The 26601-nt window shown below is 69.4% G+C and carries 22 protein-coding genes, 1 tRNA gene and 1 pseudogene; 15 read left to right on the forward strand and 9 right to left on the reverse strand.

The window, feature by feature from the left end; genetic code table 11:
* Positions 1-15: 15 nt before the first annotated feature.
* Positions 16-103: transfer RNA gene (locus tag WC493_RS15110), tRNA-Ser, on the reverse strand.
* 48 nt (positions 104-151) lie between these two features.
* A complete protein-coding gene (locus WC493_RS15115; RefSeq protein WP_373066361.1) occupies positions 152-1453 on the reverse strand; it encodes an MmgE/PrpD family protein in 1302 nt (433 codons plus the stop codon).
* Between the two features lie 92 nt (positions 1454-1545).
* Between WC493_RS15115 and WC493_RS15120 the strand changes: the two are divergent.
* The 10 genes and pseudogenes from WC493_RS15120 (at position 1546) to WC493_RS15165 (ending at position 10862) form a co-directional block, all read left to right on the forward strand.
* A pseudogene (locus tag WC493_RS15120) lies at positions 1546-2578 on the forward strand (lytic transglycosylase domain-containing protein).
* A gap of 88 nt (positions 2579-2666) precedes the next feature.
* Positions 2667-3608, forward strand: coding sequence for a septal ring lytic transglycosylase RlpA family protein (locus WC493_RS15125; RefSeq protein ID WP_373066362.1), 942 nt, complete (start codon positions 2667-2669; stop codon positions 3606-3608).
* Between the two features lie 20 nt (positions 3609-3628).
* Positions 3629-4783 carry a D-alanyl-D-alanine carboxypeptidase family protein gene (locus WC493_RS15130; protein ID WP_373066363.1) on the forward strand — a complete coding sequence of 385 codons (1155 nt, stop codon included), beginning with the start codon at positions 3629-3631 and terminating at the stop codon, positions 4781-4783.
* Positions 4783-5421 carry a dTMP kinase gene (tmk, locus tag WC493_RS15135; protein WP_373066364.1) on the forward strand — a complete coding sequence of 213 codons (639 nt, stop codon included), beginning with the start codon at positions 4783-4785 and terminating at the stop codon, positions 5419-5421. Before WC493_RS15130 ends, tmk begins: the two co-directional genes overlap by 1 nt.
* A 2-nt stretch (positions 5422-5423) precedes the next feature.
* On the forward strand, positions 5424-6539 hold the full coding sequence (locus WC493_RS15140; RefSeq protein WP_373066365.1) for a DNA polymerase III subunit delta': 1116 nt from the start codon (positions 5424-5426) through the stop codon (positions 6537-6539).
* 32 nt (positions 6540-6571) lie between these two features.
* Positions 6572-8125 (forward strand): methionine--tRNA ligase, encoded by a 1554-nt coding sequence (metG, locus tag WC493_RS15145; protein WP_373066366.1) that lies wholly within the window; start codon positions 6572-6574, stop codon positions 8123-8125.
* Positions 8125-8922, forward strand: a complete 798-nt coding sequence (locus WC493_RS15150) for a TatD family hydrolase (protein WP_373066367.1) — start codon at positions 8125-8127, stop codon at positions 8920-8922. The genes metG and WC493_RS15150 overlap by 1 nt, the downstream gene beginning before the upstream one ends.
* Before the next feature lie 8 nt (positions 8923-8930).
* Positions 8931-9686, forward strand: coding sequence for an MBL fold metallo-hydrolase (locus tag WC493_RS15155; RefSeq protein ID WP_373066368.1), 756 nt, complete (start codon positions 8931-8933; stop codon positions 9684-9686).
* Between the two features lie 86 nt (positions 9687-9772).
* A complete protein-coding gene (locus WC493_RS15160) occupies positions 9773-10207 on the forward strand; it encodes a PaaI family thioesterase (RefSeq protein WP_373066369.1) in 435 nt (144 codons plus the stop codon).
* Between the two features lie 73 nt (positions 10208-10280).
* A complete protein-coding gene (locus tag WC493_RS15165; RefSeq protein WP_373066370.1) occupies positions 10281-10862 on the forward strand; it encodes a TetR/AcrR family transcriptional regulator in 582 nt (193 codons plus the stop codon).
* A gap of 7 nt (positions 10863-10869) precedes the next feature.
* Here the strand turns inward: WC493_RS15165 and WC493_RS15170 are convergent, their stop codons facing one another.
* Positions 10870-12585: a cation:proton antiporter gene (locus WC493_RS15170; RefSeq protein ID WP_373066371.1), complete on the reverse strand. Its 1716-nt coding sequence runs from the start codon at positions 12583-12585 to the stop codon at positions 10870-10872.
* Positions 12586-12778: 193 nt separating this feature from the next.
* Between WC493_RS15170 and WC493_RS15175 the strand changes: the two genes are divergently transcribed.
* The 4 genes from WC493_RS15175 to WC493_RS15190 all read left to right on the forward strand — a co-directional run bounded on the left by WC493_RS15175 (position 12779) and on the right by WC493_RS15190 (position 16615).
* On the forward strand, positions 12779-14161 hold the full coding sequence (locus WC493_RS15175; RefSeq protein WP_373066372.1) for a hypothetical protein: 1383 nt from the start codon (positions 12779-12781) through the stop codon (positions 14159-14161).
* A 91-nt stretch (positions 14162-14252) separates the two neighbouring features.
* Positions 14253-15362, forward strand: coding sequence for a ferritin-like domain-containing protein (locus tag WC493_RS15180; RefSeq protein ID WP_373066373.1), 1110 nt, complete (start codon positions 14253-14255; stop codon positions 15360-15362).
* Between the two features lie 156 nt (positions 15363-15518).
* Positions 15519-16094 carry a helix-turn-helix domain-containing protein gene (locus WC493_RS15185; RefSeq protein ID WP_373066374.1) on the forward strand — a complete coding sequence of 192 codons (576 nt, stop codon included), beginning with the start codon at positions 15519-15521 and terminating at the stop codon, positions 16092-16094.
* A complete protein-coding gene (locus tag WC493_RS15190) occupies positions 16091-16615 on the forward strand; it encodes a GNAT family N-acetyltransferase (RefSeq protein ID WP_373066375.1) in 525 nt (174 codons plus the stop codon). Before WC493_RS15185 ends, WC493_RS15190 begins: the two co-directional genes overlap by 4 nt.
* Here the strand turns inward: WC493_RS15190 and WC493_RS15195 are convergent.
* From WC493_RS15195 to WC493_RS15210, 4 genes are all read right to left on the reverse strand, one after another.
* The gene (locus tag WC493_RS15195; protein WP_373066376.1) at positions 16612-17925 is read right to left on the reverse strand and encodes a DUF1963 domain-containing protein; all 1314 of its coding nucleotides are present in this window, start codon (positions 17923-17925) and stop codon (positions 16612-16614) included. The genes WC493_RS15190 and WC493_RS15195 overlap by 4 nt on opposite strands.
* A gap of 70 nt (positions 17926-17995) precedes the next feature.
* Complete coding sequence (locus WC493_RS15200) at positions 17996-21190, reverse strand: error-prone DNA polymerase (RefSeq protein WP_373066377.1); 3195 nt, start codon at positions 21188-21190, stop codon at positions 17996-17998.
* A complete protein-coding gene (locus WC493_RS15205; RefSeq protein WP_373066378.1) occupies positions 21187-22782 on the reverse strand; it encodes a DUF6504 family protein in 1596 nt (531 codons plus the stop codon). Before WC493_RS15205 ends, WC493_RS15200 begins: the two co-directional genes overlap by 4 nt.
* Positions 22715-23464, reverse strand: a complete 750-nt coding sequence (locus WC493_RS15210) for an ImuA family protein (protein ID WP_373066379.1) — start codon at positions 23462-23464, stop codon at positions 22715-22717. The genes WC493_RS15205 and WC493_RS15210 overlap by 68 nt, the downstream gene beginning before the upstream one ends.
* A gap of 178 nt (positions 23465-23642) precedes the next feature.
* On the opposite strand from WC493_RS15210, the gene WC493_RS15215 reads away from it, so the two are divergent.
* Positions 23643-24440: a DUF2189 domain-containing protein gene (locus tag WC493_RS15215; RefSeq protein ID WP_373066380.1), complete on the forward strand. Its 798-nt coding sequence runs from the start codon at positions 23643-23645 to the stop codon at positions 24438-24440.
* Between the two features lie 72 nt (positions 24441-24512).
* Here WC493_RS15215 and WC493_RS15220 read toward each other — a convergent pair whose 3' ends face one another.
* The gene (locus WC493_RS15220) at positions 24513-25490 is read right to left on the reverse strand and encodes a cation diffusion facilitator family transporter (protein ID WP_373066381.1); all 978 of its coding nucleotides are present in this window, start codon (positions 25488-25490) and stop codon (positions 24513-24515) included.
* Between the two features lie 60 nt (positions 25491-25550).
* Positions 25551-26601 (reverse strand): AraC family transcriptional regulator (locus WC493_RS15225; protein WP_373066382.1); only part of this gene is annotated, 1051 nt, incomplete at its 5' end.

Raw genomic sequence — 26601 nt, forward strand, 5'->3', positions numbered from 1 at the left:
ACTCAAGGACTGAAATGGCGGATGGGGTGGGATTCGAACCCACGGTGAGTTGCCCCACGGCGGTTTTCAAGACCGCTGCCTTAAACCACTCGGCCACCCATCCGGTGCGCCCTTTTAGCCTTGGCGCGGGCGGGCGCGCAACCGGTTCGGGTCACGCCAGACCGAAGAAGGGCGAAAGGTCGGGCAGGGGGCCGTCCTCGGCGAAGGCGAGCAGGCCGACGATCAGGCGGTTGGCCAGGGCCGGGCCGATCTTGGCCTTCTGCATCAGCATCCGCGCCTTGGCGATCATTTCGTCCTGGTCGAGGGGGGCTTCCGGATCGCCCTTGGCGTGGGTGCGGGCAGCGGCCAGGCGCTCGCCCCCTTCGAGGGAGACGGTGACGGCGCTGCCCCAGGCGGCGGGATAGGCGGCGGCATAATTGTCGCCGAGCGTGATGCCGATGCGGGGGCGGAGGGGCGCGTGCGCTTCGCGGGCCGGGGCCTCGAAGCTGTCGAAATCGACCTTGCCGTCGGCCAGGGCGGCGGCGACCGTGTGTTGGAGCGAGAATTTCGCCTCATAGGGCGATTGCGGCTCCGGCCTGTCGCAGACGTCGAGGGCGGCGCCGTAAGTCTCGACCTCGACCCGCTCGATCGTCCGGCCCTCGAGTTTGGGCGCCAGTTCGAGGGCGGCGTCGATCGCGGGATGGGTATGGCGGCAGCAGGGCCAGGGCTTGATCGATGTCCGGCGCAGCGCCCAGGGCGCATCCGGCTCGGCCAGCACCGCGTCCGGCTGCGCGTCGGGGCAGGTGGCGCGGAAGAAGCCCCTGGCGCCTTCGAGGATGGCGGGCGGGCCGGAGAAGCCGCGGGCGGCGAGATCGGCGGCGGTGACGCCGGCGCTGGCGGCATGGCCGGCGTGGAGATGTTTGGTCATCGCCCCGGTCTCGATGAACTGCCAGAGGCCGGCGGCCTGGCTGCCGGCATTGCCGAAGGCGTCGACCATGGCGCCAGATCCCAGCCCGAGCAGGCGGCCGGCCGCGGCGGCAGCGCCGAAGGGGCCGCAAGTGGCGGTATTGTGCCAGATCCGGTAATGCGCCGGGCCGACCGCGCTGCCGATCCGGCAGGCCGCCTCGAAACCCCAGAGCACGGCATCGAGAAAGGCATGGCCGCGCACATCGAGCCGGGCCCCGAGGGCGAGCGCCGCCGGCACCACGACGCAGCCCGGATGCACGACGGACGCGCGGTGCAGGTCGTCCACTTCGAGGATATGGGTCATGGCGCCCATGACGAAGGCCTTGCCGGCGCTGTCGCGCGGTTCCGCCCCGGCATGCGCGGCCAGGATGCGGCCCGCTTCGGTGTTGCGCCCGGCGAGCGCATTGGCGATCGCATCGAGGGCGAAAAGGGCGGCGGCCCGGCGATCGTCTTCGTTGATCGGCTTTTGGCGCAGCAGGCTGTCGAGCCCTTCGGTCAGGCTTGGCATGTCATCCTCGTCCGGCGTTCCCCTGGCCCCACACCATGGCCCTGGCGGCCAGGGTATGGCAAACAGGAAGGAACAGCGATTCGAGCGACGAAATGATAACCGAGGTCACGACCGGGCCGCGCCGCCACGGCCCCTGGCTCCTTCTTTTGGCATTCTGCCTGACCGCCTGCGCCGGCCAGCCGGCCGCACGCCGCCCGGCGACACCCGCACCGGTGACCTCCGAAAACCCGCCGCCGCTGGCCGACGCGGGCTTCGAAGCCTGGCTCGAAGATTTCAAGGCGGAAGCGCTGGGCAAGGGAATCAGCCAGGCCACGGTCTCCCGCGCCTTCGTCGGCATCACGCCGAACGACCGGGTGGTCGAGCTCGACCGCAAGCAGCCCGAAGGCACCATCACCTTCGAGCGCTATTTCGCCAATACGGTGACCGACGTCAGGGTCAAGCGCGGCCGCGCCCTGCTCGAGGAGAATCGGGCGATGCTCGATTCGGTGGCCGCCACTTACGGCGTACCGGCCAAGGTCGTGGTGGCGCTATGGGGCGTCGAATCCGGCTTCGGCGCCAATATGGGCAAATTCTCGATCGTCCGCTCGCTCGCCACCCTGGCCTATGAGGGCAGACGCGCCGCCTTCTTCCGCGACGAGCTGACCAATGCGCTCCGCATCATGGACCAGGAAGGCTTCGGCACGGACAAGCTGGTCGGCTCCTGGGCAGGCGCCATGGGGCAATGCCAGTTCATGCCGTCGAGCTATCTCAAATGGGCGGTCGATTTCGACGGCGACGGCCACCGCGACATCTGGGCGACCAGGGCCGATGTCTTCGGCTCGGCCGCCAACTACCTGAAGCAGAACGGCTGGAAGGCCGGCGAATCCTGGGGCTGGCTTGGCGAAATCCAACCTCGGGCTCCAAGTGAAGAAGAGCCTGGCCGAATGGAAGGCCCTCGGCATCCGCCAAGCCGACGGCAGCCCGCTGCCGGTGGCCGATCTTTCCGCCTCGCTGATCAACCCCGGGGACGGGGCGCGCTACTTCCTGGTCTACGACAATTTCCGCGTCGTGATGCGCTGGAACAAGTCGACCTATTTCGCCACCTCGGTGCTGTCGCTGGCCGATCGGATCGGCGGGGGCAACTAGGATGTTGAGGCTTTCCCGGCCTGGGTCACAATATGCAGTAGGCGCTGCCGAGTCCCGGACCGCCACGACCGCCCATCGGAGCCCGCGCGTGACCGCCGCCCGCCTCATCCGTTCGCCCGCCCTGGCGCTATTGCTCGCGGCCGCCGCCCTCGGTGCCTGCTCGAGCAGCAGCAACAGCAATGCGACGACCCGGCCGGGCGTCGTCCAGGCCGTGCTGAAGCCCTATCAGATCAACGGCGTCTGGTACTATCCGAAGACCGACTGGAACTATGACGAGACGGGCATCGCGTCCTGGTACGGCGAGCCTTTCCACGGGCGGAAGACGGCGGTCGGCGAGACCTACGACATGAACGCGATGACGGCGGCGCACAAGACCTTGCAACTGCCGGTCAATGCCCGTGTCACCAACCTCGAAAACGGCCGTTCGGTGATCGTGCGCATCAACGACCGCGGCCCCTTCGTGAACGAACGCCTGATCGACCTGTCGCGCCGGGCGGCCCAACTGCTCGGCTTCGATCGCCAGGGCACGGCCCGGGTCCGCGTTCAGGTGGTGGACGAGAGCGGCCGGCCGGGCGGCGGCGGCACCCTGCCGCCCGCCAGTACGACGCCGGAGGAGCGGACGGCCGCAGCGGCAGCCCCCGTGGGCACGGTCACCGCGACGCCGCTGGCCCCGCCGAGCGGGGCGCGCGGCACCGCCGGCCCGGCGCCGCGGCCGGCCACGCCACCCTCGACCGGGCCGCTGGTCGCCGCCGCACCGACCGCGCCGCCGCCCCCGGTGGTGACCACGGTGGCGGTCAGGCCGACCGCGATCTATGTTCAGGCCGGCGCCTTCCTGCAGCTCAACAATGCGTCGCGCCTGCGCGACAGGCTGGCCCGTTACGGGCGGAGCTTCATCGCCCAGGCGACGATCGACGGCCAATTGTTCTATCGCGTGCGGGTCGGCCCGATCGCCAATGTGGACCAGGCCGACAGCATCCTGGATCAGATCATCGCGTCGGGTGAGACCGGCGCCCGCATCGTCGTCGAATGACGATTTCGGAGATTTCAGCCATGCCGCAGTTCCTGCGTCGATTCCTGCCTCTGCTCTCCGCCGTCCTGGTGCTCGCCGTCCTCGCCCCCGCCGCAGCGCGGGCCGAAGCGCTGGAGACCCCGGCACGGGAAGCGATCCTGATCGACCTTTCGACCCATACCGTCCTGTTCGAGAAAAACTCGGACGAGCTGATGACGCCGTCGTCCATGACCAAGCTCATGACGATCTACATCCTGTTCGAGAAGCTGGCCAAGGGCGCCATCAAGATGGAAGACACGCTGCCGGTCTCCGAGCGGGCGTGGCGCATGGCCGGCTCCAAGATGTTCGTCAAGGTGGGCGAGCGGGTGGCCGTCAGCGATCTGATCCGCGGCATCATCGTGCAGTCCGGCAACGACGCCTGCGTCGTGGTGGCCGAGGGCCTGGCGTCGACCGAGGAAGCCTTCGCCGCCCAGATGACCGCCAAGGGCAAGGAACTGGGCCTGAAGAGCAGCACCTTCAAGAATGCCAGCGGCTGGCCCGACCCCGACCACCGCATGACCGCGCGCGACCTTTCAGTGCTGGCGGAACATCTGATCGAGGATTTCCCGCAGTATTACCCGCTCTTTTCCGAAACCTCGTTCCGTTACAACAACATCAACCAGCAGAACCGCGACCCGCTGCTGACCAGCTTCCCCGGCGCCGACGGGCTGAAGACCGGCCATACCGAGGACGGCGGCTACGGCCTGGTCGGCTCGGCCAAGCGTGACGGGCGGCGCCTGCTGCTGGTCATCAACGGGCTGAACAGCATGAAGGAACGGGCGCAGGAATCCGCCCGCATCATGGATTGGGGCTTCCGCGAGTTCCAGACCTACACGATGGCCAAGAAGGGCGAGGCCCTGGCCGACGCCAAGGTCTGGCAGGGCGAGGAGGACAGCGTGCCCCTGACCGTGGCGGCCGACGCCCAGGTCACGCTGCGCCGGGTCGACCGTGCCGCCATGGTGGTGAAGGTCGTCTATGACGGGCCGATCCCGGCCCCGATCGCGGCCGGTCAGCAGATCGCGTCGCTCGAGATCACGGCGCCCAACATGCCGGTCATCAGCGTGCCCCTGGTGGCCGCCAAGGAGGTACCGCGCCAAGGTGTGATCGGGCGGATCTTCGGCTCGTTCCGCTATCTCCTGTCGGGCGACGCCAGCTAGTGACGGGCGGGCGCTTCATCGTCCTCGAGGGCGGGGAAGGGGCCGGCAAGACCGGAACCATCGCCTTCCTGGCGGCCGAGCTGCGCGCCCGCGGCCGCGACGTCGTCACCACGCGGGAGCCGGGCGGCACGCCGGAAGGGGCGGCATTGCGCCGCCTGCTGCTCGCCGGCGAGGGCTTCGACTGGACGCCGGAGGCCGAACTCCTGCTGATGACGGCGGATCGGGCGCAGCATGTCGCCCGCGTCGTCCGCCCGGCCCTGGCGGCAGGGCGGATCGTGATTTCCGACCGCTATGCCGGCTCGACGCTGGCCTATCAAGGGGCGGGACGGGGGCTCGACCGCGAGCTGATCCTCGATCTGCACCGTCGCGCCCTGAACGACCTCTGGCCCGATCTCACCCTGGTGCTCGACGTGCCGCCGGAAATCGGGCTGCGCCGCAGCCTCGCCCGCCTCGGCAGCGAGGGGGTAGACGAGGGGCGTTTCGAGGGCCTGGACCTCGATTTCCATCGCCGCGTCCGCCAATCTTTCCTCGACCTCGCCGCGGCGGCCGGTCCCGGGGCGCGGGTGATCGATGCCACGGCGACGCCGGAGACGGTCAAGGCCGAGGCGCTGGCGGCCGTGCTCGGCGTTCTGGGCTGACCATGGCCAAGGCCGACGCCGAAGTCCCGGCCCTGCCGTTGCCGCGTGCGACGGCGGGCTTGGTCGGCCACGCCGAGGCCGAGGCGACGCTGCTCGACGCCGCCCGGTCGGGCAAGCTGCATCACGCCTGGTTGATCACCGGGCCGCGCGGCATCGGCAAGGCGACCTTGGCCTATCGCTTCGCCCGCTATCTCTTCGCCCATGGCACCGGCGGCGCGACCGACATGTTCGGTGCCGGGCCGACCAGCCTCTTCGTCGATCCCGAAGAATCCGTATTCCGGCGGATCGCCGCCAGCTCCCACCCCGACCTCGTCACCCTGGAGCGGGAGGAGAATCCGCGCACCAAGGCGCTGCGCGACGAAATCGTGGTCGACCAGGTGCGCGATCTCGCCTCCTTCTTCGCCATGACCCCGGCGGAGGGCGGCTTTCGCGTCGCGGTGATCGACGCGATCGACGAGATGAACCGGAACGCCGCCAACGCCTTGCTGAAGCTCCTGGAAGAGCCGCCGCCGCGGAGCATTCTCCTGCTCGTCGCCCATGCGCCGGGCCGCCTGCTGCCCACCATCCGCTCGCGCTGCCGGCGGCTGGCGCTGCGCCCGCTGGCGGACGAACAGGTCGCCGATATCGTGACCCGCCTCCGCCCGGACGTGACGGCGGGCGAGGTCGACGGCCTGTGCCGGCTGGCCGACGGCAGCCCGGGCCGGGCGCTCGCCCTTCAGGCGGCGGGCGGGCTCAAGCAATACCGGGCGATCGGCGACCTTCTGGCACCGCTCGGCCGCCATCAGGCGCTCGACATCAAGGCGGTGGGCGACCTGGCGGACCGCTTCGCCGGGCGGGAAGGGGGCGACCTGTTCCGCCTGACCTTCGAGTTGATCGGCCTCTGGCTGACCCGCATGGTCCGCCTCGGCGTCACCGGGGCGATCGCCGAGGCGGTGCCGGGCGAAGCGGCAGCAATGCAGGCGCTTGCCCATAGTGCGCGGCTTGAACGCTGGGGCGAGGTATGGGAGAAGATCAACGCCTTGGCCGCGCGCGCCGAGGCGGTCAATCTCGACCGACGGCAGGTCCTCGTCGCCGCCCTCGGCATGATCGAGCGAACCGGCCGGCAGGGTAGTCCCTGACCCCGCGTCCGCCTGGCCCCCTGGAGTTCCGAATGGCCGATTCCGATCCGTTCTACATCACGACGGCGATTTCCTATCCGAACGGCGTGCCGCACATCGGCCATGCCTATGAGGCGATCGCCACCGATGCGCTCGCCCGCTTCCAGCGCCTCGACGGGCGCGAGGTCTATTTCCTGACCGGCACCGACGAACACGGTCAGAAGATGCTGCAGACGGCGCGGCGCGAAGGCATGACCGCCCAGGAACTGGCCGACCGGAATTCGGCTCGTTTCCAGGACATGGTGACGATGCTCGGCTGCTCGAACGACGACTTCATCCGCACGAGCGAACCCCGGCACCACCGTTCGGTCCAACAGATCTGGGAACGCATGGTCGCCGCCGGCGATATCTACAAGCATGTCTATTCCGGCTGGTACTCGGTCCGCGACGAAGCCTATTACACCGAGGAAGAGACCGAGGTCCGGGCCGACGGCGTCCGCTACGGCGCCCAGGGCACCCCGGTCGAATGGGTGGAGGAGGAGAGCTATTTCTTCCGCCTGTCCGACTATCAGGAGCGCCTGCTCGCGCATTACGAGGCGAACCCCGATTTCATCGGCCCGGCCGAACGGCGGAACGAGGTGGTCAGCTTCGTGAAGCGCGGCCTGAAGGATCTCTCGGTCTCGCGCACCACCTTCGACTGGGGCATTCCGGTGCCCGGCGATCCGAAGCATGTGATGTATGTCTGGGTCGACGCCCTGACCAATTACATCACCGGCGTCGGCTATCCGGACGAGGGTTCGCCACTCTGGCATTTCTGGCCCGCCTCGGTCCATGTCATCGGCAAGGACATCGTGCGCTTCCACGCGGTCTATTGGCCGGCCTTCCTGATGTCCGCCGGCATCGCCCTGCCGAAGCGCGTCTTCGCCCATGGCTTCCTGTTCAACAGGGGCGAAAAGATGTCGAAGTCGGTCGGCAATGTGATCGACCCCTTCAGCCTGGTCGACACCTACGGGCTCGACCAGGTGCGTTACTTCTTCCTGCGCGAAGTGCCCTTCGGCCAGGACGGCAACTACAGCCACGAGGCGATCGTCAACCGGATCAACGCCGATCTCGCCAACGACCTCGGCAATCTGGCGCAGCGCTCGCTCTCCATGATCGCCAAGAACGTCGGCGGCAAGGTGCCCCATGCCGGCCAGCTTTCCGAGGCCGACGGCGCCGTGCTCGACCAGGCGGACGGTCTCTATGCCGTCGCCAAGGCCGCCATGGAACGCCAGGAGATCCATGCGGCGCTGGCCGCGATCTGGGCCTGCGTCGCCGACACCAACCGCTATTTCGCGGGCGAGGCGCCCTGGGCGCTGAAGAAGACCGATCCGGCGCGCATGGAAACCGTGCTCTATGTCACGGCCGAGGCGATCCGCCAGATCGCCATCCTGGCCCAGCCGGTGATGCCGGCCAGCGCCGCCCGCCTGCTCGACCAGCTCGCCGTGCCGGAAGAGGCGCGGGACTTCGCCTCGCTCGGCACCCATGGCCGCCTCGTCCCCGGCCGGCCGCTGCCGGCGCCGCAGGGTGTCTTCCCGCGTTACGTGGAGGCGGAGGCCACGGCCTGATGCTGATCGACAGCCACTGCCACCTGGATTTCCCGGATTTCGAGGGCGAGCTCGACGCCGTGGTCGCCCGCGCCCGGGCCGCCGGGGTCGGCGCCATGCTGACCATTGGCACCACGCTGGCGAAATCCGCACGGGTGATCGCGGTCGCGGAGCGTTACGCCAATGTCTGGGCCTCGGTCGGCATCCACCCGCACGAGGCCGAGGCGGAGCCCGACGTCCAGGCCCGCACCCTGGTCGAGCTGAGCCGCCACCCCAAGGTGATCGCGATCGGCGAGACCGGCCTCGACTATTTCTACGAGCATGCCCCGCGCGAAGCGCAGAAGGCCAATTTCCGCGCCCATATCCAGGCGGCGCGGGAAACCGGCCTGCCGATCATCATCCACACCCGCGACGCCGACGACGATACGGCGGAAATCCTGCGCGACGAGATGGGGAAGGGCGCCTTTCCGGGCCTGATCCACTGCTTCACCTCGAGCGCCGAACTGGCCCGCACCGCCCTCGACCTCGGCCTGTCGATTTCCTTCTCCGGCATCGTCACCTTCAAGAATGCCGCGAACTTGCGCGAGATCGCGGCCGAGGTGCCGGCCGAGCGCCTGCTGGTCGAGACGGATTCGCCCTATCTCGCCCCGGTGCCGCATCGGGGCCGGCGGAACGAACCGGCCTTTGTCGCCGACACGGCGCGCGTGGTCGCCACAGCAAGGGGTATGTCGCCGGAAGCGCTGGCGGAACTGACCACCGCCAATTTCCGCCGCCTGTTCACCAAGGCCGATGTCGCGGCCGCCCTGGCCGCGGCATGAGAGAGGCGATGAAGGTCACCGTGCTCGGCTGCGGCACCTCGGGCGGGGTGCCGTCGATCACCGGCAACTGGGGCCGCTGCGACCCGGCCGAGCCGAAGAACCGGCGCCGCCGCGTCTCCATCCTGGTCGAGCAGGGACCGGCCTCTCTCGTCGTCGATACATCGCCCGATTTCCGCGAGCAATGCATCTCGGCCGGCGTGCAGCGGCTCGACGGCGTGCTCTTCACCCACGACCATGCCGACCATTGCCATGGCATCGACGACCTGCGCGGCATCGCCGGGGTGATGCGCCAGCGCGTGCCGGTCTATGCCGACCCACGCACGCTGGGCACGCTGAGCCGGCGCTTCTCCTATATTTTCCAGGGCAACGGCGGCTATCCCGCGATCTGCGAAGGCCACGAGATCGGCGGGCCTTTCACACTCGCCGGGATCGACGTCGTGCCGTTCCGCCAGATCCATGGCGACATCGAATCCCTGGGCTTCCGCTTCGGCCCGGTCGCCTATTCGACCGACCTGAATGGCCTGCCGGACGAATCCTTCGACATTCTCGATGGCGTGAAGGTCTGGATCGTCGACGCACTCCGCCATACGCCGCACCCGAGCCACGCCCATCTCGAGCGGACGCTCGGCTGGATCGCCCGCCTGAAGCCGGAGCGCGCGATCTTGACCCATATGACCTGGGAAATGGACTACGCCACCCTGCGGGCCGAACTGCCGGACGGCGTCGAACCCGCCTACGACGGCATGGTCGTCGAACTCGGTTGACGCCGCCCGCGTCGGCCGCCTGCGTTGGGTCTTGCGGCCTCTAGACCGATTGGTCTAGTCTGGTGGCGGACCAGGGAGAAACATCCATGACCGATCGACCCATGCCCAACGACCCGGCGGCGATGCTGGCGCTCCTGAAGCGCTCCGTGCTCGGCTCCGGCTTTTCGACCTTGCTCGGGGCGGAACCGCTGCATTGCTGGCAGGGCGAATCCGAGCTGCTGATCCATCTGCGGCCGGAACTGACCCAGCATCACGGCTTCGCCCATGGTGCCGTGGTCGGCGCCGCCGCGGACAACGCCTGCGCCTGGGCCGCCGCCAGCGTGGCCGGCGACGTCGTCACCGCCAACTACAGCCTGCATCTGATCGCCCCGGCGCGGGGCGAGCGGCTGCGTGCCAAGGGCCGGGTCCTGAAGAACGGGCGGCGGCAGTTGACGGTCAGGGCCGACATCTTCGCCGAGACCGGCGACGACAGCCGCCTGGTCGCCACCGCCCTGGCCGCGATCGCGCGGGTCGAGGCCTGAGCGGGTCGAGGCCTGAGCGGGTGGCAGCCTGAGCGGATTCCCCGCGGCCGGAAGATGCACTAGCCTCGTCACCATGGCGGAGAGACAAACAGCAGACGGCACCGGCGATCGGCCGACGCGCGAGCGCATCCTGCGGGCCGGGGTGCACCTGTTCCAGGCCCAGGGCTACCACGGCACCGGCGTCGCCGCGATCCTGGCGCGCTCGCGCGCACCCAAGGGATCGTTCTACCACCATTTCCCGGACGGCAAGGAAGAGCTGGCGGTCGCCGCCGTGGACTGGCTGGCGGGCGAGGTGAACGACTATCTCGACGCGCTGCTGGCCGCCGGGGCCGACGGGGCCGCCATGGCGGTCGGCTTCGCCGAACACGCCGCCCTCGGCCTCGCCCATGCCGAGAGCATGCGCGGCTCGCTGGTCACCGTGCTGGCGGCCGAGGCCGTGCCTGGCTCGAAACCGATCGCGGCTGCCTTGCAGGCGGCAGTGGCGAGTTGGCTCGCCCGGCTGGCAAAGGGTTTCGCCGCCGCCGGGCCCGAGGCCGCGGCCGTCCGCGCGCGGGAAGTCCTGGCCCTGATCGAAGGAGCGACCGTGATCGCCCGGATCGCGGGCCGGCCCGAGGATCTGGTGGCGATCGTCCGCGCCGGCGTGGCCCGCGCCTGAGCGGCGCCTATTGGCGGGCGGAAGCCGATTCCTCGGCCTTGGTGCGGAAGGCGGCGAGGCAGTCCTCGACCTGCTGGGCGTCGCGGCCGTGGTGGCGGAGCGCGCTGCCGGCGAGCTGCAGGCTCGCCTCGATCGCCTCGGGCACCACTTCGGTGGCGCCGGCGCCATGCAGGTTGCGGGCGGAGGTGAGGTCATGGGCGCGGGCGATCACCGGCATGTCGGGCACGAGTTGGCGCACCGCCTGGAGCGTCGCCAGGCTGGCCGGGACATTGTCGAGCGCGATGACGACCAGGCTCGCCCGCGCAATGCCGACCGAGCGCAGCACCGCCGGCAGCCGGCAGTCGCCGTAATAGGCGTCGTAGCCGGCCTTCCTTGCTGCCGCGACCGCCTGGGTCGAGACGTCGAGCGCCACATAGGGCAGGTCGTTCGCCATCATCACTTCGGCGACCGTGCGGCCGACTCTGCCGAAGCCGGCGATCAGCACGGGCGAAACGGTCTCCGGCGGCATGTGAGGCGACATCGAGGGATCCCGCGTCAGATCTTCCACCCTGCCGCCGATCCAGCCGCCGAGGGCGATGACGAAGGGCGTCGCCGCCAGGCTGAGCGCGGCCACGATGGCGACGACGGAGGCGAGTTCGGCCGACATCAGCCCGCTGCCGCGTGCCAGGTTGGCCACCACGAAGGTGAATTCGCCCGCCTGGGCGAGCAGCGTGCCGACCCTGACGGCAGAGGCCGCGGGCAGGCCGAAGACATAGCCGAGGCCGCCGGCCACCGCCGCCTTGATGACGATCAGGGCGACGGTCAGGCCGAGCACTAGGCCCGGTGCCGCGAACAGCGGCTTCAGGTCGAGCGCCATGCCCAGGCTGACGAAGAAGAGGCCGAGCAGCAGGCCGCGGAAAGGCTCGACGTCGGCATCGACCTGGTGGCGATAGGGCGTGTCGGCCAGCGCCAGGCCGGCCAGGAAGGCGCCCAGCGCCATCGACATGCCGGCCAGCTCGACCAGCAGGCCGAGGCCGAGCACGACGAGCAGACAGAGTCCGGTGAACAGTTCCGGCTGATGCGAATCCGCGACCAGCCGGAACAGGCGGCGCAGCAGGAAGCGTCCGCCGAACAGGATCACCGCGATGGCGCCGACACCCTTGACCAGGCCGAACAGGCCGGCCCAGAGATCGACCTCGCCCTGGGGCGAGGCGAGCACGCCGATCAGCGAGAGGAGCGGCACCACCGCGAGGTCCTGGAGCAGCAGGACGGCGACCGTCGCCCTGCCAAAGCGCGTCACCGTCTCGTGCCTCTCGACCATCACGCGGACCACGGTCGCCGTCGACGACAGGGCGAGGCCGCCCGAGATCGCAATGATCGTGCCGGTCGAAAAGCCGGTGCCGTCCAGCAGCGGCACCAGCGAAAGGCAGAGGGCGATGACCAGCAGCGTGCCCACCACCTGCGCCGTGCCCAGGCCGAAGATGAAGCGGCGCATCGCCGTCAGCCGGTTCAGCGGCAGGTCGAGGCCGATGGCGAAGAGCAGGAAGACGACGCCCAGTTCCGCCAGGCCCTTCAGCGCTTCAGTGTCGGTCACCAGGCCGAGGCCCGACGGCCCGATCGCGAGGCCCGAGGCGATATAGGCGAGCAGGGGCGGCACCCGAAGGCGGCCCAGAAAAGTTGCCGCCAGCACTGCCACCGCGAGGAGTATCAGGATGCTGGGGACATCATGCGCGTTGACACTCATCGCCGGCGCCCGGTCCTTGCGGGCGACTCGCCCCATTTGGTGTCGCAGTTTGGCAAGCGACCGCTCGAACGAAAAGCATCGAAGTGGAACAGGGAAGAGTTGCAGGGGTTTCCTTACCAGGTCCGACACCCGATCGATGGTGCTCGACGGCCACCGTGCAACCAGTAGCTCAAGATTCGGTAGCCTCGAGATCATGCGTATCGTCCTCGCCGTCCTCTCCCTCGTCCTGGCTCTCCTGGCCCTGCTGGCACCCGCGATCTGGAACGGGTTCCCCATCACCTTCCACGACACCGGCGGCTATCTCGCCCGCTGGTACGAGACGGAACCGGGCAACGGCCGCGCCACGCCTTACGGCCTGTTCATCGAGGGCCTGCACCTCGGCCTCGCCTATTGGCCGGCGATCGTCGCGCAAAGCCTCCTGGTGATCGCCGTGGTGGGCGAGGCCGGGCGCAGCCTGCTCGGCCTGCGCGGGGCCAATGCCGTGCTTTTCGCCGGTGGGGCCACCATCCTGCTCGCCCTGGTGACCGGCATTTCCTGGTACGCGGCCCAGCTCCTGCCCGACATCCTGGCGCCTTGCGCCGTGCTCGCCCTGTTCCTGCTGGTCGAGGGCCGGCGGGGGCGGAGCCTGGGCCGTCAGATCCTGCTGTTCGCCATGGTGGCGCTGGGCGCCGCCAGCCATACCGGCACCGTCGGCCTGCTCGTCGGCCTCGTCGGCTTCGTGGCCCTGGCCGCGGCCCTGGGTCATCTGGCCCGGCGCTCGGCGGGTTGGAGCCGGCGGACTTGGCTCCGCCTCGTCGGCGGTGTCTTCGCGCTCGGTTTCGGCACTTTCCTGGTGCCGGCCAGCAATTGGGCACTCTACGACAAATTCGTCTTCACCCCGGGCGGCGACATCTTCCTGTTCGGCCGCCTGGTACAGGACGGCATCGCCAGCCGCTATCTGGCCGACCATTGTCCCGATCCCACGCTGAAACTGTGCGACCACCAGGCCGAACTCTACGAGCCGGACGGGCGCCAGATGTCGAACGATTCCTTCCTCTGGTGGGGCGGCAGCCCGCTCTATGCGATCGGCGGCTGGGAGACGGCGGGGCCCGAACTCTCGCGCATCACCCGGGCGTCGCTCAGCGCCTATCCGACGATGCATCTCTCTTCCGCATGGAAGAGCTTCGTCGGCCAGCTCGGCCTGATCGGCACCGGCGACGGGCTGAACGACGATCATTGGCACGCCCGCTGGGCGATCCAGACCTATCGGCCCGAGGACCTGGCGGGTTTCCAGGCGGCAGAGCAGCGCAAGGGCAAGATTCCCTTCGACCTTTTCAACGATGTCCATGTGCCCGTCGGCTATGCCGCCTGGCTGGCGCTGCCGCTGATCGCCGTCTTCGGCTTCCGCAGCGGACGGGAAGGCGTCGCGCGCTTCTCCGCCTTCACCTTCACGGCGTTGGTCGGCAATGCCGCGATCTGCGGCATTCTCTCGAACCCGCACGACCGCTACGAGAGCCGGCTGATCTGGCTCGCGGTGCTGGCCTGTATGGTGGCCGCGCTCGCCTTCCGACGACCAGCAGAGGAAACTGACAAATAGTCAGTTCGATTGATCTGGCTCAATGCATGTGAGCGCCCCTCGCATTCTTCTATCCGAAGCCCAGGACGGGCCAATAACGGGAGGATGAGAGATGCGAGTTCAGCTTGTGGACCAGCCGCCGCAGACCGTGCGGGAGAATTTCGCCGACGACGAGATGGTGGCGAAGCTGACGCCGGAAGACGTGGAGACGATCCGCGAAATCTTCCACACCCCGCTGACCGGTTCCTACAACTGGGATTACGACAGCGCCAATGCCAAGATCCGCAAGCTCTACGAGCTCGGCAAGCGGCACAATTGGAACGCCACGCTGGACGTCGACTGGGACGCCCCGGTCGACTATTCCGACTATCCGATGGAGCCGGCGACGCTGCCCTTCGGCGGCTATCCCGAATATGAGGCGCTGCCGGAAGACGAGAAGATCCGCTTCGCCTGGAAGGCCCATGCCCAGACCGTCGCCCAGTTCCTGCACGGCGAGCAGGGCGCCATGCTGGTCGCCTCGCAGCTCGTCTCCTGCGCGCCGACCGCCGACGCCAAGCTCTATGCTTCCAGCCAGACCTTCGACGAGGCGCGCCACGTCGAAGCCTTCAACATGTATCTGCGCAAGCACTGCGGCCGGCTCTATCCGATCAACCCGAACCTGAAGGCGCTGATCGACAAGGTCCTCGAAGACAAGCGCTGGGACCTCAAGTTCATCGGCATGCAGCTCATCATCGAAGGGCTCGCGCTGGCCGCCTTCGGCACCATGACCCAGACGACGCGCGATCCCCTGCTGAAGCAGGTCGTCGAACTCGTCATGCGGGACGAGGGCCGTCACGTCGCCTTCGGCGTGAACTACCTCGAAGATTGGATCAAGACCCTGCCCGAGGAAGAGATCGAAGACCGCGCCGAATTCGCCTATCAGGCCAGCCTGATCATGCGCGACCGCCTGTTCGGCATGGATGTCGCCCGCGAATACGGCTTCGACGTCGACGCCTGCCGCGAACACATCCTGAAGAGCCACATCACCGCGGTGTTCCAGCACCTGCTGTTCGAGCGGCTGATGCCCAACTTCAAGCGCGTCGGCCTGCTGACCGACAAGGTGCGGCCGAAATACGAGGCGATCGGCGCCCTCAAATACGAGAACGAGGCGGGCGATATCCTGATCGACTGGCAGAAGCTGGACGAGCCGCTTCCGGTCAAAGGCGCCAAAGCAGCGGCGTAAGGGCGGTCGTGCCGGGGGCTGGCGCCTGCCTCCGGCACGACACTCGAGGCATCGGCGGACCTGCGTATCGATCCGCCGATGCCTCGTCTCCTCGGCCCCATAATCTGCGGCGGGGCGGCAGTTGATTTCCATGATAGTGGAATCTATTCTGCATATATGAGTTCCGACGACCTCGACCGCCGCATCGGTGCCCGCATCCGCAGCCTCCGCCAGGCGAGGGGTCTCACCCTCGACGGCCTGGCGGAGGCTGCGGGCGTCTCCCGCGCCATGCTGTCCCGCGTGGAGCGGGGGGAATCGAGCCCGACCGCGCAGCTCCTCGGCAGAGTCTGCGGCGGGCTCGACACCACCCTGTCCGCCCTCTTCGCCGAGGCGGAGGGGCCGTCCGGTCCGCTCTCGCGCCGGGCCGGGCAGAAGACCTGGCGCGATCCCGCCTCAGGCTATCTCCGCCGCAACGTCTCGCCCGCCGGCACCGGCTCGCCTGTCGATCTGGTCGAGGTCGAATTTCCGCCCGGTGCCACCGTCGCCTTCGAGAACCAGCGTCTCGCGGGGATGGAGCAATATGTCTGGGTGCTGGACGGCACGCTCGACATGGGCACGGGTGACGAGACTTTCCGGCTCGAAGCGGGCGACTGCCTCTTCATGCGTCTCGACCTGCCGACCCGTTTCCACAATCCGACCGAACGGCCGGTCCGCTATGCCGTGATCCTGAACCGGGCAGGGGGCCGGCCATGACCATGATCCGCAGGCTCGACGCCGCCGAGGCCGAAGCCCGTCTGGCCGAACTGGCTGCCGTGCTGCGCGATGCCGTCGAGCACGGCGCCTCGGTCAATTTCATGGCCGGCCTCACGGCAGAAGACGCCGCCGGCTTCTGGCGCGGCCAATTGCCCGGCCTCGCGGCGGGCGAAAAGCACCTGCTCGTCGCCGAGGCGGGCGGCCGCATCGTCGGCACGGTGATGCTGATGTTCGCGCCTCAGCCGAACGCGCCGCACCGGGCCGAGGTCGGCAAGATGCTGGTCCATTCCAGCCAGCGCCGCCAGGGCCTCGGCCGCCGTCTGCTGGGTGCCGCAGAAACCGCCGCCCGCGCCGCCGGCCGCAGCCTCCTAATGCTCGATACCGAGAGCGGCAGCGCCGGCGACCACCTCTACCGCGCCTGCGGCTGGACCGCCTTCGGCCAAGTCCCCGGCCATTCCCACAAGCCGGACGGCCCGCTCGCCGAGACGACCTTCTTCTACAAGGTGCTCGATCAAGGCTAATTCGATATTTCGCAGGTTACGTCGTCGAAATTGCCGCGGGCGAGATCGCCGCGGTCGATGAACAGGGCGATCGAATAGAGATCGCCCCAGGCCCAGCCCACCAGTTCGCTCGACGGCAGTTCCAGCAACAGCTCGTTCGGCGTGTCCTGCCCATAGGGCGTATAGAGATGGCGGCACGGGGCATGTCCCATGCCGGCCTGCTCATGCAGGGCGTCGAAACGCCAGATCGCCTCCATGTGGGCGCGCAGCGCCTCCGGCAGGGCCTCGGGTCGCCGGGTATAGGCGTGGATCGCGTCTCGATGGAGCTGCGCCCGATAGTCGAAATACCACAGAGGGCGGCGCCCCTCCTTCAGGGCGGCAGCAATCGTCCGGGTGGCGAGATCGAGGGCGGCGTAACCTTCCTTGTCGTTATCCTGATAGGTGACTCGAAAAGCCGGTAGGGCGGCGATCAGGGGCACCCGCCGCCGGACCTCGGTGAGGTCGAAGCGCTGCTCGAAGGGGGAGAGCTCCGCCCGGATGGCGGCGAATTGTGTCGCAGCATCCCGGCTGGCGTCCTGCATCCTGAACAATGTCGTGCGGTCGCCGTCGCGGAGCGTCTTGGCGAGGAGAGCCAAGATCGTCCGCCGATCCTTGTCGATGTCCTTCCCGACGGCCTCGAGAAGTGCTGTCAGCGTCGCCGCGTCGAAGGGTTGATAGGCGGGATCGGTCAGGTCGGGGATCTCGGCTTCGCGCGGGTCGGGGCAATCGGGAACATAGCCCTTGCGCCGCATCAGGTGCGGCGGGAGATCACCGGTGCGGCACGTGGCGACGATGGGCCACCGGGGCGAATAGTCCGGGACGGGACCGCCGGCTTGACTGGGCCGGGGCTGGAACCAGGAGGCGTCTTTTTGGGGCGGCCCTTCGCGCGTCTGCACGGCGCCGTCAACATGAAGCACCCTGCAGATCACGTCGTCCGGATGGAAGAACACAGCGAGCCAGCCGTGACGCGGCCCGAGCCCGCCCCAGAGATCCGCCGGCAGCGCGGCCAGATCGATCTGGCAGGCGAAACGGAGCGGCTCACCGTCATGATCGGGCCAGGGAACGTCTTCCGGCAGATCGGGTGCCCCACCGAACCAGCCGGCCGGCGATGAAGCCGGCAAGGGGACGGCGGGAGCCAGCAGGACATAGGGCGTGCCGGCCTCCCGCGCCGCGATCTGCCTTTCGAAGGTCTCGATCTCGTTCTCCACCATGCGAACGACGATCTCGTCAAACGGCGTCGGGCGCCGCTTTCGCCCGGACAGACCGAGCCGTTCGAGGATGCGTCTGATCATTGACCGCCTCCTTGCCGGCGGTGCCGGCCGCGGAAAAGGACAATCTTGGCGAATAATTGTTTCGGGAAATCTATTGGAAATTGCGCCCCTTGGGAATGACTTCCTGCGTTTCGCGGCGGCCGAGGCCGGCGAGGAGGGGGCCCTGGTCGCGGATGGTTTCGGCGACGACATGGATCACGCCTTCGGCCGATTGCAGGCGGCCGGTCACGGTGACCAGGCGGCCGCCCATGACGATTGGGCGGAACTGCTCGAAGACCTTGGGCCAGACCACGATATTGGCGATGCCGGTCTCGTCTTCGAGGGTCATGAAGATCACGCCGCTCGCCGTGCCCGGGCGCTGGCGCACCAGGACGAGGCCGGCGACGGTGAGACGCTTGCCATCGCGAAGGCCGGCCAGACGGCCGTTCGGCGTGACGTCCATTGCCGCCAGTTTCGGGCGCAGGAAGCCGACCGGATGGGCCTTCAGGGAAAGATTCAGGTAGCGGTAATCCTCGATCACCTGCTGACCCGGGGTGAGGGGCGGCAGATGGGCGTCCGGCTCCACCGGGGCTTCGGCGGCCAGGCGGAACAGGGGCAGGTCGTCCTTGTCGCCGGCCCGGCGCAGGCCCTTCACGGCCCAGAGCGCATCGCGCCGGTCGAGCCCGAGGGAACGGAAGACGTCGGCCAGAGCGAGCCGTTCGAGTACCGAAGGGGCAAGGCCGGTGCGCAGCCAGAGGTCGCGGATCGAATCATAGCCCGCCCCGCGCTTGCCGGCGATCAAGGCGGCATCGGCCTCGCGGAAGCCGTCGATCTGGCGAAAGCCGAGACGGAGCGCGTGGTGCGCCCTGATCTCGCCCGTGCGGGCGGCGAAGCGGGGATGCACGGTGCCCTGACCACCCGGCTCCAGCCCGTTGTCCCAATGCGAAGCATTGATGTCGACCGGGCGGATTTCGACGCCGTGCTCGGCCGCGTCGCGCACCAATTGGGCCGGGGCATAGAAGCCCATGGGCTGGCTGTTCAGCAGGGCGGCGGCGAAGACATCCGGATAGCGGCACTTGATCCAGGCCGAGAGATAGACCAGCAGGGCGAAGGAGGCGGCATGGGATTCCGGGAAGCCGTAGTCGCCGAAGCCTTCGATCTGGGAAAAGCAGCGTTCCGCGAAATCGCGCGGGTAACCGCGGACGACCATGCCCTCGATGAATTTGTCGCGGTAGAGATGGATCGTGCCGGTGCGCCGGAAAGTCGCCATGGCGCGGCGGAGCTGGTCCGCCTCGCTCGGCGAGAATTTCGCCGCGACGATGGCGATCCGCATCGCCTGTTCCTGGAACAGGGGAACGCCGCAGGTCTTTTCCAGGACCTTGCGCAACTCGTCCGGATCGCCCTCGGTCGGCCCCGGGTAGTCGACCTTCTCCTGGCCGTTCCGGCGGCGCAGGTAGGGATGCACCATGTCGCCCTGGATCGGCCCGGGGCGCACGATCGCCACTTCGATCACCAGGTCGTAATAGTGGCGGGGTTTGAGGCGCGGCAGCATGGTCATCTGCGCCCGGCTCTCGACCTGGAAGACGCCGACGGAATCCGCCGCGCACAGCATGTCGTAGACCGCCGTCTCCTCGCGCGGGATCGCCGCCATTTCCGGGCTCATGCCGTAATGGTCCCGCAGCAGATGGAGCGCCCGGCGCACGGCCGAGAGCATGCCGAGGGCGAGGACGTCGATCTTGAGGATGCGCAGCGCGTCGATATCGTCCTTGTCCCATTCGATCACCGTGCGGCCTTCCATCGCCGCCGGCTCGATCGGCACCAGTTCGTCGAGCCGCCCCCGAGTGATCACGAAGCCGCCGACATGCTGGGACAGGTGGCGGGGCAGGCCGAGCAGTTCCCTGGCGAGGGTCAGGGCCTGGGTGAGGCGCGGGTCCGAGGGGTCGAGGCCGGCGCGCGCCACATGCTCGGGATCGACGCCCTTGCTGCTCCAACCCCACAGCGTGCCGGAGAGGCGGCCGACGACGTCTTCCGAGAGGCCGAAGACCTTGCCCACCTCGCGGACGGCGCTGCGCGAGCGATAGGCGATCACGGTGGCGGTCAGGCCGGCGCGCTCGCGGCCGTAACGCGCATAGATATATTGGATCACTTCCTCGCGCCGCTCGTGCTCGAAGTCGACGTCGATATCGGGCGGCTCGCGCCGTTCCTCGCTGACGAAACGCTCGAACAGGAGGTCGACCTCCTGCGGGTTCACCTCGGTCACGCCGAGGCAGTAGCAGACCACCGAATTGGCCGCCGAACCGCGCCCCTGGGCCAGGATGTCCTGGCTTCTGGCGAAGCGCACGATGTCATGCACGGTCAGGAAATAGGGCGCGTAGGAGAGCCTGCCGATCAGCGCCAGCTCGTGCTCCAGCGCCGCCGTCACCTTGTCCGGCACGCCGTCCGGATAGCGCCGCTTCGCGCCCTCGAAGGCCAGGGCCGCCAGCGCCGACTGGGCATCGGGGTAACCTTCCAGGATCTCGTCCGGATATTCGTAGGACAATTCGTCGAGCGAGAAGCGGCAGGCGTCGAGGAAACGCAGGGACTCCCCGACCGCCTCGGGGGCCATGCGGAACAGGCGGGCCATTTCGGCCGGCGCCTTCAGGTGGCGCTCCGCATTGGCGTCCAGCCGGCGGCCGGCATTCTCCAGCGTGACATGCTCGCGGATGCAGGTCATCACGTCGGCCAGCGGGCGCCGGCCCGCGCCGTGATAGAGCACGTCGCCGAGCGCCAGCAGGGGCACCGCTTTGGCCACCGCCAGCGCGCGCAGCCGGGCCAGGCGGCGGTGGTCGTCGCCCCGCCAGGTGATCGCCGCGCCGAGCCAGAGCGGCCGGCCGCGCAGGCGTTCGAGCGTCCGTTCCAGCACCGGATAGTCGGGCAGGGGCGGCGGCACCACGATCAGGTTCAGGCCCTCGATCCAAGCCAGCAGGTCGTCGAGGCCGATCTGGCAATCGCCCTTGCCGGCCCGGCCCTTGCCCAGGCTGAGCAGGCGGCACAGCCGGCCCCAGCCGGCCCGGTCGGCCGGATAGGCCAATATGTCCGGCGTACCGTCGGCAAAGACCAGGCGGGCGCCGACCGCGAGGCGAAGCCCGGCCTCCTTGGCGGCGACATGGGCGCGCACCACGCCGGCGACCGAATTCCGGTCGGCGACGCCGATCCCCGAAAGGCCGAGAGCCTTGGCGGTCAGCACCAGCTCGTCCGCCGACGACGCCCCGCGCAGGAAGGAATAGGCGGTCGTCACCGCCAGCTCGGCGTAACCCGGCGCGCTCACAGGAAGAAACCGTGCAGGTACCAGGACGGCCGTTCGGTCTCCTGGCCGAAGAGGCCGGCGCGGTAGAGCCAGAGGCGGGCGCCCTCCGCCGTCTCGACGCGGAAATAGTCGCGGGTCGGGCCGTCTCCCCCCGTCCGCCACCATTCGGGGGCGATCCGCTCCGGCCCCTCGGCCCGCGCCACTTCGTGCAGCCGGCCGCGCCAGCGGAAACGCCGGGGCGGGCCGTCCGGCACTTCGGCCATGGCTTCGACCGGCTCCGGCCGGGCCAGCAGGCGGTAGGGGCGGGCGGGGATGCGGCTGTCCTGCTCGGGCGGCGGCGCCCCGGCGGGGGTGACGCCGGCAGGGACGAGAGCGGCAGCGCGTTCCGGGTGATGACGGTCGGCCGCGGCCGGGCGGCGCAGGCGATCCGGGCCGAGGCGGGCACCGAGGCGGTCGAGCAGCAGGTCGAAGGCGGCTTCGGCCGCCACCCCGGCACCGGCTTCGAGATCGGGCTGTTCCGGGGCCAGCCGCGCGGTCTCGACCGCGGCGAGGCGGATCAGGTCGAAGCCGAAGCCGGCATCCCAGTCCTCGCCCGCACCCGCCAGGCGCTCGGCGAAGAGGCGGGCGATCTCCGCCCCCCGGCGGAGCGGGCGGCCGGCGCCGACGGCGAGGCGACGCTGCACGCCGTCGACCCGGAACAGGCTGGCTTCGAGCCGCGTCGCGCCGCGTCCCTCGGCTTCGAGCCCGGCGCCCAGGCTGTCGCCCAAGCACTCGATCAGGCCGAGTACCTGGGTTTCGAGCGAGACCGGCTCGGCCAGGCGGCGCTCGACCAGATGGTCGGCCACCGGCCGGCGGGGCGAGATCGGCTCGTCCACCGCGCCCAGCGCCTGGTCGAGGCGGCGCAGCAGGCCGGCGCCATAGCGGGCCGCCAGGGGCGCGCGCGGCCGGGCGATCAGGTCGCCCACCGTCTCCAGCCCGGCTTCGGCGAGGCCGGCCACGGTCTCCCCGGCGAGGCGGAGGCAGGCCAGGGGCAGAGGGGCGAGCAGGGCCGCTTCCGCGCCCGCCGCCACCATCGCCTGGCGGCCGTAACGGGCCAGCGCCCAGGCGCAGCCGACCGTGCCTGCGACCGCGACGCGGACCGAAAAGCCGAGGCCCGCGACATGGCGGCGGATTGCCGTCGCCAGTGCCGCCTCGCCGCCGAAGAGATGGGCGCAGCCGGTGATGTCGAGCAGCAGCCCGTCGGGCGCGTCGAGGGCCACCAGGGGGGTCCAGCGTTCCGCCCGGTCTGCCAGGGCCTCGAGCAGGTGTCCGTCCGCCGCCGGATCCTCCGGCAGCACGCGAAGGGCCGGAAAGCGCGCCTGGGCATCGGCGAGGCCGAGGCCGGGCACGAGCCCCAGGGCGGTGGCCGCGGCGTTCAGCGCGACCAGCCGCTGGGCCTGGCCGCGCCGCCCGGCCAGCACCAGGGGCAGGGATGTTTCCACCCGCTCGGTCCGCTCGATCCGGTCGGTCGGCAGGCGGGGCAGGTAGAGCGCCAGATGGCGCCGCTCAACCGGCGCGGCGGAGCGGGACGGCCGCGGGGTCGGCGGGGGTCGCCAGGGTGAAGCGCCGGTCATCGCGCCTCCAGGTGATGGTCCAGCGGCCGCAGGGGCCGCGGCGGTTCTTGGTCAGGGTGAGGTCGAGGGCGGTTTCGCCGAGGCCGCCGAAACCGTCCACCGGCCCCGGTACCGGCGCCACCGTCCAGCGCGTCGCGGCGGCGGAGGGTTCGGCCGTGGCCTGGTGGCGGACCAGGAAGGCGAAGCCGCCACCGTCCCGCGCGGCGAGGGAGAGGCGCCGGGTCGCGGTCAGGTCGGCCGCCTTGCCCGGCCCCGGCAGTTCGACCAGCACGGCACCGACGGCGCGGCAGCGCAGCGCTTCTTCCGCCGCCCAGAGCACGTCTTCCGCTCGCGGCAGGACCAGGCAGAAGAGACGGCGGAGATCGAGGCCGAGCCCTTCCAGCCCCGGGGCATGAGGCAGGCCGGCGGTGGCGAAACCCGCCTCGGTCCCGAGCCAGAACAGGGGCCTGGCGGCGGGCGCGAGCCGGAGGCAGAGCCCGGCCCCGGCCGGCCCCGCCACCTCGTGCAGGGTGCCGGCGGCCAGCCCGCCGCCCAGGACCTCGTCCAGCGCGGACAGGCCGAAGGCGGCGAGGGCCGGGGTACGCAGGCCTGGATCGGCGGGGAGGGAATATTCCCCCCGGCCTTCGATCCGGGCGATGCGGCGGCGGAGAAGGTCGTGCAGGTTCATGGCATTGATGTTCATGATATGTTCCGATCATCGTCCCGCCCGGGCAGCGAGTCAATGGGATCGGCGGGGGTTTGGGGCAACTCCCTTTCCGCGACGTCAAGCGGCCGTTGACGGCGGCCGCGAATCCTGCACGATGATGAGAAAATGCGACAAAATGTCCGACCGTCAAAAAATCGCTTACAGGGAAACGTCCATGGCTCCACTCGCTTCCACCGTCGCCGACTACGATCACACCCCGACCGTCCGCCGCATCACCTTGACCGACATCAAGGAGAGCCTGGCCGACGGGCTCGCCGACTACAGCCGCCACATGGTCTTCGGCCTGGGCTTCGGGCTGTTCTATGTCGCCGTCGGGCTGGTGGCGATCTGGGCCTGTTTCGAGATCGGCTGGGGCCACATGGTGTTCCCGGCGCTCTCCGGCTTCCTGCTGTTCGGTCCCTTCGCCGCCCTCGGCCTCTATGAGATCAGCCGGCGCGAACAGGACGGCGAGAAGATCGAGGGGACCGAGGTCATCCTGTCCTTCGCCCGCCACGGCGGCACCCAGATCGCCCTGGCCGCCTTCCTGTTGCTGATCGCCACGCTCGGCTGGGAAAAGATCTCCAGCCTGATCTACGGTCTGTTCTACGGCATGGAGACGATCGGCCTGGACACGCTGGTGATCGATGCCCTGACGACCTGGAACGGCTTCCTCTTCGCCGTCACCGGCATCGGTTTCGGCGCCGTCATCGCCGGCGCCATCTTCGCCTGCAGCGTCTTCGCCCTGCCCATGCTGCTCGACCGCGACGTCGACGTGGTGACGGCGGCGATCTCCAGCCTGCGCGCCGTCACCGGCAATCCGCAGGTCATGCTGGTTTGGGGCGTCATCGTCTGCGGGCTGACCGCGATCGGCATGCTGGCGGGCTTCATCGGCCTCGCCGTCGTGCTGCCGATCCTGGGCCACGCCACCTGGCACCTCTATTCCAGGGTGCTGCGCGACCGCCGCATGGCCTGACGCCGGCCGTTCTTCGACCCGGTCGCCCCGGCCCTCGCGGCCGGGGCTTCTTTTTGTCGGGCGGCCCGAAACCTAAGCCGCCACGCCCTTGCCGTGCAGGGTGCAGACATGTTCCGTCGTGCCCTGTTCCACCTGCAGGGTCACATGGGCGATCGAGAAGCGCGTCTTCAGGGTCAGCGCCACCTCGTCCACGAAGGCATCGCCGGGATAGCCGTCCGGCATCACCAGATGGGCGGTCAGGGCACTGTCGGTCGTGCTCATGGCCCAGATATGGAGGTCGTGGATGCCGGAGACCCCCGGGCATTCCCGCAGATAGTCGCGCACCGCCGCCAGCTCGACATTGCGCGGCACGGCCGAGAGGGCGAGGCCGACGGATTCCTTCAGCAGGCCCCAGGTACCGGCGACGATGACCGCGACGATCACCAGGCTGATCACCGGATCGAGCCAGAACCAGCCGGTCGCCATGATGGCGAGACCGGCGATGACGACGCCGAGCGAGACCGCGGCATCCGCCGCCATATGCAGATAGGCGCCGCGGATGTTGAGGTCACCCTTCGATCCGGCGACGAAGAGCCAGGCCGAGATGCCGTTCACCACGATCCCCGCCCCGGCGACCAGGGTCACCGTCAGGCCCTCGACCGGGGGCGGCGCCAGGAAGCGCTGCACCGCCTCGACCGCGATGCCGCCGCAGGCGATCAGCAGGAAGACGGCATTGGCGAGGGCGGCCAGGATCGAGGAACTGCGCAGGCCATAGGTGAAGCGCTCGCTCGGCGTCCGCTTGGCCAGGAGTGCCGCCCCCCAGGCGACCAGCAAGCCCAGCACGTCCGACAGATTGTGTCCCGCGTCGGCCATCAGGGCGGTCGAGGAGGCGAGCAGGCCATAGGTGAATTCGATACCGACGAAGGCGGTATTCAGCACGATGGCGACGATGAAGGCCCGCCCGTGGTCGTTCGGATCGCCGTGATGATGATGGCCATGGTGGCCGCGATCATGGGCGTGGTCGTGTTCATGATCGTGATCGTGATCGTGGTCGTGATGCGAAGAGGCCATGGGGCGGTCCGGCGGCAGTCCTTGATCGGCCGATCATAGCCGATGCCCGATCCCCGTCGGCTATCGCAATTTGCGGGTCTGCCGGCGCCAGGCGAGGGGGCCGACGCCGGCCCAGCGCCGGAAAGCACGGGTGAAGGCGCTCTGTTCCGAGAAGCCGAGCAGGCCCGCGATGTCGACCAGGGTGAGGCGCGGATCGCCGAGATAATCCTGCGCCAGGCGATAGCGCGTGTCTTCGCGGAGCGCCCGGAAGCTGCTGCCCGCCGCCTCGAGCCGGCGGTTCAAGGTGCGCGGCGAAAGGCCGAGAGCGGCCGCCACGGATTCGAGGCCGGCGCCCGCCTCCGGCAATTGCCGGGCGAGGGCGCGGCGCACCCGCTGCACCACATCCGCCTCCACCGGCAGGCGGGCGAGCAGGGTTTCAACCTGGCTCGCCAGGAGCTCGACCAGATCTGCGTCGGACTGGGCGAGGGGCGCCGCCAGGATCGCGGCCGGGAAGCGCACTCGCGTGCGTGCCTGGCCGAAGCGCAGGGGACAGCCGAAGAAGGCCTCATAAGCACCGAGGTCGTCCGGCACCGGATTGACGAAATCGACCGCCGAAAGGGCGAGGTCGGGCCGGCCCAGGATCTGCCGCGTCGCCTCGACCAGGGTGGCGATCGCCGCCTCGTCGACCAGGGCGCCCGGCCGGCCGCGCTCCGCCCCCCATTCGAGCACGGCCTCGTCGCCCTCGATCCGCCAGTCCAGGCGGTTGATGTCGTTCACCAGCCGCTCGTAATGCTGCAGCCGGACCAGGGCGGCGGCAAGGGTGGCGCTGGATTGCAGGACGTAACCGAGGGGACCCAGGCTCGCCATGCGGAAGGCCCGGCCGAGGTCGAGGCCCAGTGCCGGCCGCCCCAGCCTGGCCGCGGCGGCGCGCAGCACCTCGCGCCAGGCGGTGACCGGCACCACCACGGCGCCTTCGGCCGCCCGCCGCAACGCCGGCCCGCCCGGCAGGTCTTCCAAGCAAAGGCCGGCTTCCGCCAGGACCCGGTCGAGCGAGCGCAGATAGGCGACGCCGATATGGCCGTCGACCGCGTCACCGTCGCGCGTGTGTTCCCGTCCCATGGCGAGAAGTGTC

The sequence above is a fragment of the Zavarzinia sp. genome, from assembly GCF_041650655.1.
Lineage (GTDB): Bacteria > Pseudomonadota > Alphaproteobacteria > Zavarziniales > Zavarziniaceae > Zavarzinia.